Origin of the sequence: Brevundimonas sp., assembly GCF_036676055.1 — a bacterium.
GTDB lineage: Bacteria > Pseudomonadota > Alphaproteobacteria > Caulobacterales > Caulobacteraceae > Brevundimonas.
This window is the reverse complement of record NZ_JAKFDS010000084.1, coordinates 1-13,062: the sequence shown is the minus strand read 5'-3', so window position 1 is coordinate 13,062 and position 13,062 is coordinate 1. Positions and strand designations below refer to the sequence as shown.

14 protein-coding genes are annotated in these 13,062 nt (G+C 69.5%); 3 read left to right on the top strand and 11 right to left on the bottom strand.

Annotated elements, in window-relative coordinates; all coding sequences use genetic code 11:
- The coding region (locus tag V6M45_RS13895) for a thiamine pyrophosphate-binding protein (protein WP_332657132.1) at positions 1-1,284 on the bottom strand (1,284 nt) is incomplete at its 3' end.
- Positions 1,285-1,379: 95 nt separating this feature from the next.
- On the opposite strand from V6M45_RS13895, the gene V6M45_RS13890 reads away from it, so the two are divergent.
- Positions 1,380-1,517 carry an entericidin A/B family lipoprotein gene (locus V6M45_RS13890; protein WP_332657131.1) on the top strand — a complete coding sequence of 46 codons (138 nt, stop codon included), beginning with the start codon at positions 1,380-1,382 and terminating at the stop codon, positions 1,515-1,517.
- Position 1,518: 1 nt separating this feature from the next.
- Here the strand turns inward: V6M45_RS13890 and truA are convergent, their stop codons facing one another.
- From truA to V6M45_RS13860, 6 genes are read right to left on the bottom strand one after another with little or no spacing between them, the layout of a single operon-like run.
- Positions 1,519-2,259, bottom strand: a complete 741-nt coding sequence (gene truA, locus V6M45_RS13885; protein ID WP_332657130.1) for a tRNA pseudouridine(38-40) synthase TruA — start codon at positions 2,257-2,259, stop codon at positions 1,519-1,521.
- A complete protein-coding gene (gene fmt, locus V6M45_RS13880; protein ID WP_332657129.1) occupies positions 2,259-3,197 on the bottom strand; it encodes a methionyl-tRNA formyltransferase in 939 nt (312 codons plus the stop codon). Before fmt ends, truA begins: the two co-directional genes overlap by 1 nt.
- A 27-nt stretch (positions 3,198-3,224) precedes the next feature.
- On the bottom strand, positions 3,225-3,452 hold the full coding sequence (locus V6M45_RS13875; RefSeq protein WP_332657128.1) for a hypothetical protein: 228 nt from the start codon (positions 3,450-3,452) through the stop codon (positions 3,225-3,227).
- Entirely contained in the window at positions 3,452-4,039 is a 588-nt protein-coding gene (gene def / locus V6M45_RS13870; RefSeq protein ID WP_332657127.1) for a peptide deformylase, read from the bottom strand. Before def ends, V6M45_RS13875 begins: the two co-directional genes overlap by 1 nt.
- Positions 4,040-4,096: 57 nt before the next feature.
- Positions 4,097-4,489 carry an acyl-CoA thioesterase gene (locus tag V6M45_RS13865; protein ID WP_332657126.1) on the bottom strand — a complete coding sequence of 131 codons (393 nt, stop codon included), beginning with the start codon at positions 4,487-4,489 and terminating at the stop codon, positions 4,097-4,099.
- Positions 4,489-5,679 (bottom strand): acyl-CoA dehydrogenase, encoded by a 1,191-nt coding sequence (locus V6M45_RS13860; protein WP_332657125.1) that lies wholly within the window; start codon positions 5,677-5,679, stop codon positions 4,489-4,491. The genes V6M45_RS13865 and V6M45_RS13860 overlap by 1 nt, the downstream gene beginning before the upstream one ends.
- A gap of 129 nt (positions 5,680-5,808) precedes the next feature.
- On the opposite strand from V6M45_RS13860, the gene V6M45_RS13855 reads away from it, so the two are divergent.
- Positions 5,809-6,075 carry a DUF6356 family protein gene (locus V6M45_RS13855; RefSeq protein WP_332657124.1) on the top strand — a complete coding sequence of 89 codons (267 nt, stop codon included), beginning with the start codon at positions 5,809-5,811 and terminating at the stop codon, positions 6,073-6,075.
- 29 nt (positions 6,076-6,104) lie between these two features.
- Entirely contained in the window at positions 6,105-7,307 is a 1,203-nt protein-coding gene (locus tag V6M45_RS13850) for a CaiB/BaiF CoA transferase family protein (RefSeq protein WP_332657123.1), read from the top strand.
- On the opposite strand, the gene V6M45_RS13845 is transcribed toward V6M45_RS13850, so the two are convergent.
- From V6M45_RS13845 to V6M45_RS13830, 4 genes are all read right to left on the bottom strand, one after another.
- A complete protein-coding gene (locus V6M45_RS13845) occupies positions 7,247-7,636 on the bottom strand; it encodes a VOC family protein (RefSeq protein ID WP_332657133.1) in 390 nt (129 codons plus the stop codon). The two genes, V6M45_RS13850 and V6M45_RS13845, sit on opposite strands and share 61 nt — an antisense overlap.
- A gap of 28 nt (positions 7,637-7,664) precedes the next feature.
- Positions 7,665-9,224: a 2-oxoglutarate dehydrogenase complex dihydrolipoyllysine-residue succinyltransferase gene (gene odhB, locus V6M45_RS13840; protein ID WP_332657122.1), complete on the bottom strand. Its 1,560-nt coding sequence runs from the start codon at positions 9,222-9,224 to the stop codon at positions 7,665-7,667.
- 20 nt (positions 9,225-9,244) lie between these two features.
- Positions 9,245-12,244 (bottom strand): 2-oxoglutarate dehydrogenase E1 component, encoded by a 3,000-nt coding sequence (locus V6M45_RS13835; RefSeq protein ID WP_332657121.1) that lies wholly within the window; start codon positions 12,242-12,244, stop codon positions 9,245-9,247.
- 170 nt (positions 12,245-12,414) lie between these two features.
- Positions 12,415-13,062, bottom strand: a 648-nt coding sequence (locus V6M45_RS13830; protein WP_332657120.1) for a succinate--CoA ligase subunit alpha, incomplete at its 5' end; no start/stop codon positions are given.

Sequence of the window (13,062 nt, the reverse complement as noted above, 5' to 3'; positions counted from 1 at the left end):
ATGGACCGACTTGGCGGCGATGGCGGCGGGATAGCCGTAGCCCATGGCCCCCGAGGTCGGCGCCAGCTGGGTGCGGCAGGCGCGGTGGCGATAGAAGCGGTGCAGCCAGGCGGCGAAATTGCCGGCCCCGTTGGTGACGACGGCGTCGGCAGGCAGCACCTCGGCGAGATGGGTCATGCACTCCGACATGTTCACCGCCCCGGTCACCTGAACCGGGGTCGAGAAGGCCTGATAGTCGGCATGGGCGGCCGCGGCCTCGTCATGCCAGGTCCGGCCCGGCTCGATCGCGGAGAGGGCGAGGGCGGCGAGGGAATTGTCGGCCGTGGCGCTCATCAGCGGGGTCCAGACGCGGCCCAGCTCCTCGGCGCCCGGATGGATGTGGATCAGGGTCTCGGCGGTGCGGGCGCGGTCGAACAGGGTGTAGCCCTGGGTCGGGTTCTCGCCCAGCCGCGCGCCGATGGCGAGGATCAGATCGGCCGCCTTGGCGCGGGCGGTCAGCTTCGGATTGCAGCCGAGGCCGAGGTCGCCGGCGTAGTTGGAACGGTCATTGGAGATCAGGTCCTTGCGCCGGAACGACAGGGCCAGCGGCAGGCCGAGCCGCTCGGCCCAGTCGCCGAGGGCGACGGCGGCCTCTTCGCTCCAACCGGAGCCGCCCAGCACCAGCAGGGGACGTTCGGACTTCGCAAGCCGCGCGCGGACCTGTTCGACGAAGGCCGGGTCCAGCGCCGCCTTCGCGGGCGTCACCGGCCGGATCGGCGCGGGACCGCCGTCGGCGTGCAGGATGTCCTCGGGCAGGGCGATGACCACCGGCCCCATCCGCCCCTGCAGGGCGGTGGCGAAGGCGCGTTCGACCACCTCGACGGTGCGTTCCGGGCTCTCGATCTCGGTGGCCCATTTGGCCAGGCCGCCGAACACCTCGCGGTAGTCGACCTCCTGAAAGGCTCCGCGGCCGCGGTCGGTCAGGGCGATCTGGCCGACGAACAGGATCATCGGCGTCGAGTCCTGGTGCGCCGTATGCACGCCGATCGAGGCGTGGGTCGCCCCCGGCCCGCGCGTGACCATGCAGACGCCGGGCCTGCCCGTCAGCTTGCCGTAGGCCTCGGCCATGTTGGCGGCGCCGGCCTCGTGGCGGCAGGCGATGACCTGGATGCGGTCGCGCACATCGGCGAGGGCGTCCAGCACCGCCAGATAGCTCTCGCCCGGCACGCAGAAGACGCGGTCGACGCCGTTCATGACGAGGGTTTCAACGAGGCGGCGGGCGGCGGTGTCGGCGGGCTGGGTCATCCCGGCGGGTTAGCAGACGGGGCCGAAACTGGCTATGCAACCTCACGGCCACGCTTGGCGTTTGAAAGCCGCAATTTTCGTCGAAGGGGACCCCCATGAAGAAGATCATCGCCCTCAGCCTCGTCGCCGCCGCCCTGGCGGTTTCGGCCTGCAACACCGTCGCCGGCGTCGGCCGCGACGTCCGCGCGGCCGGCGACGCCGTCACCTCCGGCGCCGAGAGCGCCAAACGCTAGGTCATTCGTAGCTGACGCCGGTCAGATAGAGGCCGTCGGACGGCGCCACCGGCCCGCATCGGGCCCGGTCGCGCGCCGCCAACGCCTCCGCCACGTCCGCGACCGTCCAGCGCCCCTGGCCGACCTCGGCCAGGGTGCCGGTCATCGACCGCACCTGCCGGTGCAGGAAGCTGCGCGCCTCGAACACCAGATGCACCTCCTCGCCGACGCGCGAGACGCGGGCGACGTCCAGCGTCTTCAGCGGCGACTTCGACTGGCAGTTGATGTCGCGGAAGGTGGTGAAGTCGTGCAGCCCGACCAGCGCCTGGGCGGCCTCGTGCATGGCGGCGGCGTCGAGCGGCTTCTTGACGTGCCAGACCCGGCCCCGGTCCAGCGCGGGGCGCCCCGGCCGATTGAGGATGCGGTAGAGGTAGCGCCGCCCGGTGGCTGAAAAGCGCGCGTGCCAGTCCGGCTCGGCTTCGACACAGTCCAGCACCGACACGGCCTCGTGGACCATGTGGGCGTTCAGCGCATTCATCACCGTCTTCGCCGGCCATTCCTTGGCCAGATCGACGCCGATCACCTGACCGGTGGCGTGGACGCCGGTGTCGGTGCGCCCGGCGGCGGCGATCCGCACGGTCTCGCCGCAGAAGGCGGTGATCGCCCGCTCGACCGCGCCCTGCACCGTCGGCTGATCGGTCTGGGCCTGAAAGCCGTTGTAGCCCGAGCCGTCGTACTCCAGCGTCAGACGATACCGGGGCACTAGCCGAGCACCGTTCCGGCCGGAATGGCGAAACCGCGCAGCATCTCGTCCGCCGCCTGCGCCGCCTTGCCGGGCCGCTGCACCGTCAGCAGACGCACCACGCCGTCGCCGCAGGCCACGCGCAGGCCCCCATCCCGGCCAGCATCCAGCACCTCGCCCGGCGCGCCCTCGCCCGGTCCGGAGACGCGCGACATCAGCGCCCTGATCCGCACAGGCCCCTCGGGCCCCGGCGCCTCGAACCAGGCCCCGGGGAAGGGCGACAGGCCGCGGATGTGGTAGTCGATCTCCGCCGCCGAACGGGTCCAGTCGATGCGCGCCTCGGCCGGGGTGATCTTGCGGGCGTAGGTCGGTTCGCCGACCTGGGGCGTCCCCTCGACCCCGCCGCGTTCGATCGCCGCGAGGGCGCGCGGCCACAGGCTGGCGCCGGTGTGCGACATGCGGTCGGACAGGGTCGCCGCCGTGTCGTCGGGCCGGATGTCCAGCACCTCGGACAGCAGGATCGGCCCTTCGTCGAGGCCCTCGGACATGCGCATGATCTGCACGCCGGTCTGGCGGTCGCCGGCCATGATGGCCCGCTGGATCGGGGCCGCCCCGCGCCAGCGCGGCAGCAGCGAGCCGTGCAGGTTGAAACAGCCCAGCCGCGGCGCGTCGAGCACCTCGCGCTTGAGGATCTGGCCGTAGGCGACGACGCAGGCGGCGTCGACGTCGAGGCTGCGGAAGGTCTCGATGGCCTCGGCCGACTTCATCGATTCCGGCGTGAACACCGGTAGGCCCATGGTCTCGGCGAAGGCCTGCACCGGCGAGGGCGTCAGCTTCTGGCCGCGGCCGCGGGGCTTGGGCGGCTGCGAATAGACAGCGACGATCTCGTGGCCGCTGGCGATCAGCTCGGCCAGCGAGGGCACGGCGAAGTCGGGAGTTCCCATGAAGGCGAGGCGCATGGCCCCGCCTTTAGACGGCTGCGGGCCCTACTGCCAGCGCGTCTCGACGCCGCCGCCCTCGTCCCATTCGCCGCCCGCGTCGAAGGCGTCGTCGAAGTCGAGCAGACGGTCCAGCAGGATGCCGGCCACGACGCCCACGGCGGCCACGCCGACCAGGGTGATCAGGCTGGCCACGCCGACCTTTTCGTTGCGGGTCAGCCGGCGACGGCCGGAGGGGTCGATGATGCGGTCGCGGTTGCGCTTCAGACGGGCCATCAGGCGGCCAGCCTCGCGGCCTTCTTGACCCGGGCCACGGCGCGCTCGCGCTTCAGCCGCGACAGGTGGTCGATGAACAGCACGCCCTCGAGGTGGTCCATCTCGTGCTGGATGCAGACGGCGTAGAGGCCGTCGCACTCTTCCTCGACGGTCTTTCCGGCGTAGTCCATGTAGCGGATGCGGACGCGGGCGGGCCGTTCGACGGCGTCATAGACGTCCGGCACCGACAGGCAGCCTTCCTCGTACTGGAACAGCTCGTCCGAGGCCCAGACGATCTCGGGATTGACGAAATAGCGCGGGTTGCGGCGGGCCAGCTGGTCGGCGGCCTGGGCCTCGTCGGAGGCGTCCTCGTCCGGCGCCTCGCCGGCGATCTCGCGGTCGCCCAGGTCCATGACGATGACCCGGCGCACGTCGCCGATCTGGACGGCGGCCAGACCGATGCCCGGGGCCGCGTACATCGTCTCCAGCATGTCATCCATCAGAGCGCGCAGCTCATCCGTCACCGGCCCTTCGACCGGGCGGGAGACCTGCTTCAGCACCGCCAGATCGGCGGCGTTGTCGATGGTGAGGATGCGACGAATGGCCATGGCGGGGAGGTAGGGGGAGCAAGCCCGAAGGTCAAGATTTCCGAGCCCGGCGGTAGGTTATGCCGCAACGCCCGGCAGCGGCCGCGGCGTCTTGTCGGGACCGATGGCGACGTAGGTGAAGACGCCCTCGGTGACCCGGACGGCCTGACTGTGGGCCTCGTTGCGCGACCGCTTCCACGCTTCGACATGGACCCGGATCGAGGTCCGGCCAGTCTTGATCACGGTGGCGTGCAGCGAGACCTCGTCGCCGACCGAGACCGGCTGGTGGAAGACCATGGCGTCCAGCGCCACCGTCGCGCACCGCCCCTGCGCCAGTTCGAAGGCCGGGGTCGCCCCCGCGAGGTCCATATGCGCCAGCAGCCAACCGCCGAAGATGTCGCCCTCGGGGTTGGTGTCGGCCGGCATGGCGATGACCCGGCCGACGAGGCGGCCCTCGGGCGCGTCGGCCATCAGAAGGCGCTCCGGCCGGTGATGGCGCGGCCCAGGATCAGGGCGTGGACGTCGTGGGCGCCTTCATAGGTGTTGACCGTCTCGAGGTTCATGGCGTGGCGCATGACGTGCATCTCGCCGGTGATGCCGGCGCCGCCGTGCATGTCGCGGGCCTCGCGGGCGATGGCCAGGGCCTTGCCGCAGTTGTTGCGCTTCATCATCGAGATGGCCTCGGGAACCCAGGCCCCCTGGTCGAGCAGCCGGCCCAGCGCCAGCGCGCCCTCGAAGCCGAGGAAGATCTCGGTCTGCATGTCGGCCAGCTTCTTCTGCACCAGCTGTCGCGACGACAGCGGGCGGCCGAACAGCATGCGCTCGCCGACATAGTCGCGGGTCAGGTGGAAACAGGCCTCGGCCGCGCCCATCGCCCCCCAGGCGATGCCGTAGCGGGCCTTGTTCAGGCACGAGAAGGGCCCGCGCAGGCCCTTGACGCCCGGCAGCAGGTTTTCCTCGGGCACGAAGACGTCGTTCAGGCCGATGTCGCCGGTGATCGAGGCGCGCAGGCTCAGCTTGTCGCCGATCTTGTCGGTGGTGAAGCCGTCCATGCCGCGCTCGACGATGAAGCCGCGGATGACGTCATCCAGCTTGGCCCAGACCACGGCGAGGTCGCTGATCGGGCTGTTGGTGATCCAGTATTTGGCGCCGTTCAGCCTGTAGCCGCCGTCGACCTTGACCGCCTTCGTCTTCATCGAGGCCGGGTCGGAGCCGCCGTCGGCCTCGGTCAGGCCGAAGCAGCCGACCAGTTCGCCGGCGGCCATGCGGGGCAGGAAGCGCATCTTCTGCTCTTCCGAGCCGAAGGCGTAGATCGGATACATGGCCAGCGACGACTGCACGCTCATGGCCGAACGATAGCCGCTGTCGACCGCCTCGATCTCGCGCGCGATGAGGCCATAGGCGACATGGCTGACCGAGGAGCCGCCATACTGTTCCGGCAGCATGGCCCCGAGGAAGCCCATCTCGCCCAGCTCGGTCATGATGGCGCGGTCGAAGGTTTCGTCGCGGAAGGCCTCGACCACGCGGGGCAGCAGCTTCTCGCGGGCGTAGGACCGCGCCGCGTCCTGGATCATCCGCTCGTCGTCGGTCAGCCGGCCCGACAGGTCCAGCGGGTCGTCCCAGCGGAAGGTCTTGGCGGGAGAAGCGGAGCCGTCGGCCATGGGCGGTCTTTCCTTGAGCGGGCGCGGATTTGGGCGGTCGCGATGCCGACCCCCTGTTCTGCGGCGCGGTTTAGGCCAGAATGGCGCCGACGGGTAGAGCCCCGCCCTGTTGCAGGCTAGACTGCCGCCATGATCCAGACGCTGAATCGCCTGTTCGTCGACCACCCGCGCGAGGTCAAGGAAAGCTATCTAGAGCATATGGCCGCCTCGTCCCGCTTCGGCTTCCGCCTGCTGAAGTTGGCCGGCTGCGCCTTCCTGCACGCCGTGGTGCCGGGCGTGCATAAGGCCACGGTGTCCCGCGCCGTCTGCTGCATGGCCGAGGAGATGGACGGCCGCGCCCGCGAGGCCCGCGAATGCCGCATGCGCAACGCCGGGGTTTGGGACCCGGGGCTTTAGCCGACGCGGTCGAACGGCTAAGCAGGGCCATGACCCACGGCCCCCTCTCCGGCGTTCGCGTTCTCGATCTCAGCCGCGTGCTCGCCGGCCCGTGGGCGACCCAGACCCTGGCCGACCTCGGGGCCGAGGTGATCAAGATCGAGCGGCCCGGGGCCGGCGACGACACCCGCCACTGGGGCCCGCCGTTCACGACCAAAGCCGACGGCTCGAGGGGCGACGCCGCCTATTTCCTGTGCGCCAACCGGGGCAAGAAGTCAGTCGAGCTGGACCTCGCCACGCCCGAGGGCGCAGCGATCATCCGTGAGCTGACGAAGACCTGCGACGTTCTCGTCGAAAACTTCAAGACCGGCGGGTTGAAGAAGTACGGCCTCGACTTCGCCGCCCTGTCGGCGATCAACCCCCGCCTCGTCTATTGCTCCATCACCGGCTTCGGTCAGGACGGGCCCGACGCGCACCGGGCCGGCTACGACTATATGATCCAGGCCATGGGCGGGTTGATGTCGGTCACCGGCCAGCCCGACGGCGCCCCCGGGGCCGAGCCGATGAAGGTCGGGGTCGCCGTGGTCGACCTGTTCACCGGCCTCTACGCCTCCAACGCCATCATGGCGGCCCTGCTGCACGCCCGCGCCGCGGGTCAGGGCCAGCATATCGACATCGCCCTGTTCGACGTCCAGGCCGCCATGCTGGCCAATCAGGCGACCAATTTCTTCGTCAGCGGCACGGCCCCGACGCGGATGGGCAACGCCCACCCGAACCTCGCCCCCTACCAGCCCTTTCCGTGCACGGACGGTATGGTGGTGATCGCCGTGGGCAACGACAGCCAGTTTCGCGCTCTCGCGGGCGCGCTGGGCGCACCGGGCCTCGGCGCCGACCCCCGCTTCCTCACCAACGCCCTGCGCATCGAGCACCGCGCCGTCATGACCGCCGAGATCTCGGCCCTGACCGCGGGCCACACGATGCACGGCCTGATGGCGGCGCTGGAGGCCGCTGGCGTGCCCTGCGGCCCGGTCAATACGGTCGATCAGGTGTTCGACGAGCCCCAGGCGAAGCACCGCGGGCTGGAGATCGCCCAAACCCGCCGCGACCTGTCGGAACCGGTCCGCACCGTCGCCTCGCCGATCCGGATGTCCGCCACCCCTGTCGCCTACGACCGGCCGCCGCCGGCGCTGGGTCAGGACACAGATGAGGTGCTGGATCGGATCCCGGGCCGCAGCAGGGATGGGTCGGCGTAGGCCTTGAGCTCGACCAGATAGCCGTCGGGATCCGCGATCATCATCTTCGCCCGGGCCCCCGCCTCATCGACCGTGGGCTGGAGCCGGAACTCCACACCCGCCGCGACAAGGCGGTCCGCGAGCCGCATCCAGTCGTCCCAAGCCAGCGTCGCGCCGAAATGCTGGGCCTCGCGGAAGGGCGACGGGACGACGGCGGCGGGCCGCTGATAGGCGGTGACCTGGGCGCCGAACAGCCACAGATCGATCCAGTGACCGGTGACGCGGCCGGCCTGCGCGCCGAACACGTCCTCATAGAACCGCCGCGTCCGCGCGAGGTCGGACACCGACAGCGACAGGTGGAAGACCGGGTCCAGCGCCCTACAGGTCCAGCAGCGCCCGCGCCGGATCCTCGAGCAGCTCCTTGATCCGCACCAGGAAGGTCACCGCCTCCTTGCCGTCGACGATGCGGTGATCGTAGCTGAGGGCGAGGTACATCATCGGCCGGATCTTGACCTCGCCGTTCACCGCCATGGGGCGCTGGACGATGTTGTGCATGCCCAGGATGCCCGACTGCGGCGCATTCAGGATCGGCGTCGACATCAGCGAGCCGTAGGTGCCGCCGTTAGTGATGGTGAAGGTGCCGCCCTGCAGCTGGTCCAGGGTCAGGTCGCCGTCGCGGGCCGCCTTGCCCAGCGCCGCGATGCCCTTCTCGATGCCCGCCAGCGACAGCTGGTCGGCGTCGCGCAGGACCGGCACGACCAGCCCCTTCTCGGTGCCGACGGCGATGCCGATGTCGTAGTGGTTCTTGTAGATGATGTCCGTGCCGTCGATCTCGGCGTTGACCGCCGGAATCTCCTGCAGGGCCTGCACCACGGCGCGGGTGAAGAAGCTCATGAAGCCGAGCTTCACCCCGTGGCGCTTCTCGAACACGTCCTTGTACTGGCCGCGCAGGGCCATGACGTTGGTCATGTCCACCTCGTTGAAGGTGGTCAGCTGGGCCGCGGTGTTCTGCGATTCCTTCAGCCGGCGGGCGATGGTCTGGCGCAGCCGGGTCATCTTGACCCGCTCCTCGCGCGGCTGGTCGGCGCGCGGCGCGGCCGGGGCGGCGGCCGGAGCCGGGGCGGAGGTCTGGGGCGCGGCGTTGATGGCGGCGAGGGCGTCGCCCTTGGTGATGTTGCCCTTCGGCCCGGTGGCGCCCAGCGCCTTCGGGTCGAGGTTGTTCTCGGTCACCACGCGCTGGACGGCCGGCGACAGGTGCGGGTCTTCGCCCGATTTGATCTGGGCCGAGCCGGCGTTGGCGGCCGGGGTCGCGGCGGCGGCGGGCGCAGCGGCGGCGCCCGAGGCGGCGATCGAACCGATCTGCTGGCCCGGCGTGACCGTGGAGCCGGCTTCGGCCTCGATGGTCAGGACGCCGGCGGCGGGGGCCGACACCTCGACCGCGACCTTGTCGGTCTCGATCTCGACCAGCAGTTCGTCCTTCGCGACCGTGTCGCCGGACTTCTTCAGCCAGGTCCCCATCGTGCCCTCGGCGACGCTCTCGCCCATGGTCGGGGTCATGATGGCGACCGAGCCGCCCGAGGCCGCAGCGGGCGCGGGCGCAGCGGCAGGCGCGGCGGCGGTCGGGGCCGGAGCGGCCTCGGCCTTGGGCGCGGGCGCGGCTTTGGCCTCAGTCTTCGGGGCGTCGGCGGACGGCGCGGCGGACGCGCCCTCCGTGACTACGCCCAGCACGGCGCCCGGGGTCACCGTCTCGCCGTCGGGCGTCCTGATCTCGGCCAGCACGCCGTCGGCGGGCGAGACGACTTCCAGCGAAACCTTGTCGGTCTCGAGCTCGACCAGGACCTCGTCCTTCTTCACGGCGTCGCCGGCCTTCTTCGTCCACTTGCCGATGGTGGCTTCGGTGACGGATTCGCCGAGGGCGGGGGTGAGAATGTCGGCCATGGTCGGTTCCAGGTCTGTCGTTATTTGGCGAAAGCGTCGGTCAGGAAGGCGTCGAGTTCTTTCAGGTGCCGGCTCATCAGTCCGGCGGCGGTCGAGGCCGAGGCCGGGCGACCGACGTAGCGGGCCCGTTTCGACTTCACCGAAAGCTTCTCCAGCGTCAGTTCGATCCACGGATCGACGAAGGTCCAGCCGCCCATGTTCTTCGGCTCTTCCTGGCACCAGACCAGTTCGGCGTTGGGGAAGCGGGCCAGTTCGGTCATCAGCGACTTCATCGGCCACGGATAGAATTGCTCGAGACGCATCAGATAGACGTCGTCGATCTGGTCGCGTTCGCGCCGCTCCAGCAGGTCGTAATAGACCTTGCCCGAACACAGCACGACGCGGCGGATGTCCTTGTCCGCCTTGATCGTGATCCCCGAAACCTCGGGCCGCGTCTGGGCGTCGTCGTGCAGCACGCGATGGAAGGAGCTGCCCTCGGCCATGTCGGCGAGCGTCGAGACCGCCTTCTTGTGACGCAGCAGGCTCTTGGGCGTCATCATGATCAGCGGCTTGCGGAAGGGCCGGTGCATCTGGCGACGCAGGATGTGGAAATAGTTGGCCGGGGTCGAGCAGTTGGCGACCTGGATATTGTCCTCGGCGCACTGCTGCAGGAAGCGTTCGAGACGGGCCGAGGAGTGCTCCGGTCCCTGCCCCTCGTAGCCGTGCGGCAGCAGCATGGTCAGGCCGCACATGCGCAGCCATTTGCGCTCGCCCGAGGTGATGAACTGGTCGATCACCACCTGGGCCCCGTTCACGAAGTCGCCGAACTGGGCTTCCCACATCACCAGGGTGTTGGGGTCGGTCAGGGCGTAGCCGTATTCGAAGCCCAGCACCGCCTCTTCCGACAGGGCCGAGTCGATGACCTCGAACTGGGCCTGGCGTTCCGACAGATTGTTCAGCGGGACGTAGCGGGCCTCGGTGGTCTGGTCGACGATGCCCGAGTGGCGCTGGCTGAAGGTGCCGCGCACCGAATCCTGACCCGACAGGCGGACCGGGAAGCCCTCGTCCAGCAGCGAGGCGAAGGCCAGGCTCTCGGCCGTGGCCCAGTCGATGTTCTCGCCGGTCGTGATCATCTCGCGCCGGCCGTCCATGACGCGCTTCAGCGTCTTGTGCATGTCGACGTCGTTCGGGATCGTCGTCAGGCGGTGGCCGAGGTCCTTGAGCTTCGCGGCCGGGACCGAGGTCTCGCCGCGGCGCTCCTCGCCGTCCGGCTGGCCGATGCCCTGCCACTGGCCGTCCATCCAGTCGGCCTTCTTCGCCACGAAGGTCTTGCCGGCCTCGAACTCGGCGTCGAGGAAGGCCTCGAAGCGCGCGATCTCGGCGTCGACCTCGGCCTGGGTCGTCACACCCTCGGCGATCAGGCGGGCGGTGTAGATCTCGCGCGTCGACTGCAGGGCGCGGATCTTCGAATACATCAGCGGCTGGGTGAAGGTCGGGTCGTCGCCCTCGTTGTGGCCGAAGCGGCGGTAGCAGAACATGTCCACCACCACGTCCTTGTGGAATTTCTGCCGGAACTCAGTGGCCACCTTGGCGGCGAAGACCACCGCCTCGGGGTCGTCGCCGTTGACGTGGAAGATCGGCGCCTGGACCATCAGGGCCACGTCCGACGGATAGGGCGAGCTGCGCGAGTTGCGCGGGCTGGTGGTGAAGCCGATCTGGTTGTTGACGACAAAATGGATCGTCCCGCCGGTGCGGTAACCCTTCAGCCCCATCAGGGCGAAGCATTCGGCGACCACGCCCTGGCCGGCGAAGGCGGCGTCGCCGTGAATCAACAGCGGCACGACCTTGGAGCGGTCCAGCGCCCATTGCTCCTCGGGCTTGCCGACGTTGGCCTCGCGGATGTCGAACGCCTGTTTCGCCCGCGCCTTGCCCAGCACCACCGGGTTGACGATCTCAAGGTGCGACGGGTTGGCGGTCAGCGACAGGTGGACGGTGTTGCCGTCGAACGCGCGGTCCGAGCTGGCGCCCATGTGGTATTTGACGTCGCCCGAGCCCTCGATGTCCGAGGGCACGGTCGAGCCGCCCTGGAACTCGTGGAAGATGGCGCGATAGGGCTTGCCCATCACCGCCGCCAGGGTGTTCAGCCGTCCGCGGTGGGCCATGCCCAGCACGATCTCGTCGACGCCCAGGGCGCCGCCGCGCTTGATGATCTGCTCCAGCGCCGGGACCATGGCCTCGCCGCCGTCGAGCCCGAACCGCTTGGTGCCGGGGAAGCGTTTGTGCAGGAAGCGCTCGAAGCCCTCGGCCTCGATCAGCTTGTTCAGGATGGCCAGCTTGCCTTCCTTGGTGAAGGCGTTGCGCTCGAACTTGTCGGAGCCCTCGAAGCGCGCCTGCAGCCAGGACTTCTCCTCCGGCTCGGCGATGTGCATGAACTGGATGCCGATGTGGCCACAGTAGGTGCGCTTCAGGATCGCCAGCACCTCGCGGATCGTGCCGGTCTCCAGCCCCAGAACGCCGTCGAGGAAGATCGGCCGGTCCATGTCGGCTTCCGAGAAGCCGTAGAACTCCGGCGTCAGCTCGGGGTTTTCGTGCGGCTGTTCGATGCCCAGCGGGTCCAGCGTCGCCTGCAGGTGACCGCGAACGCGATAGCTGCGGATCAGCATCAGGGCGCGGATCGAGTCGTGGGCGGCGGCGCGGATCGCCTCGGCCGACACCCCGGCCCCGGCGTCGGTCCTCGCGGGCGCCGCGGCGGCGGCCTTCTTCGGATCGGGCTTCGGGGCCGGCCAGCGGCCGTCGAACACCGCGGCCTCCTCGGTCGGCTCGGAGACGCCCGATCGGCCCCAGGCGCCGGCCGCCCCGGCGGCCTTCACCGTCTCGGCGTTGTCCCGCAACTGGTCAAAGAAGGCGCGCCACTCGGCGGACACGGACGCCGGATCGGCGGCCCATTTGCCGTGCAGATCCTCGATGAACGAGGCGTTCGATCCATACAGGAAGCTGGTCTCGGCAAAGACCTGGTTCAGCCGACCGGCATCGTCCGCCATTGTTCTCGTCACGTCCCTTGGGCGGCGCGCGCACGTCTGCGCGAAACCGGCGCCGCTGATATAGGCGCTGTTTCCTTATGGGTCATGACCGAATGGGGGCGAAAAGGGCGAATTTCTCCGGAATCCGCCAATTTTCGCCGGTTCCTTGCCCCACTAGTGGGACACTGGCGTCAGCCCTTCAGCACTTCCACCAGGGTCGCGCCGAGGCGCGCCGGCGAGGGCGAGACCCGGATTCCGGCGGCTTCCATGGCCGCGATCTTGGACTCCGCATCGCCCTTGCCGCCCGAGACCACGGCCCCGGCGTGGCCCATGGTGCGACCCTTGGGCGCGGTGCGGCCGGCGATGAAGCCGACCATCGGCTTGGAGCGACCCTTCTTCGCCTCGTCGATCAGGAACTGGGCCGCGTCCTCCTCGGCCCCGCCGCCGATCTCGCCGATCATGACGATCGACTGGGTCTCGGGGTCGGCGAGGAACAGCTCCAGCACGTCGATGAATTCGGTGCCCTTGACCGGGTCGCCGCCGATACCGACGGCCGTGGTCTGGCCGAGGCCTTCGTTGGTGGTCTGGAACACCGCCTCATAGGTCAGGGTGCCCGAGCGCGAGACGATGCCGACATTGCCCTTCTTGAAGATCGAGCCCGGCATGATGCCGATCTTGCACTCTTCGGGCGTCAGGATGCCGGGGCAGTTGGGGCCCAGCAGGCGGGACTTCGAGCGGTCCAGCCGCGCCTTGACCCGCACCATGTCCAGCACCGGAATGCCCTCGGTGATGCAGGTGATGAACGGCACCTCGGCGTCGATGGCCTCGATGATGGCGTC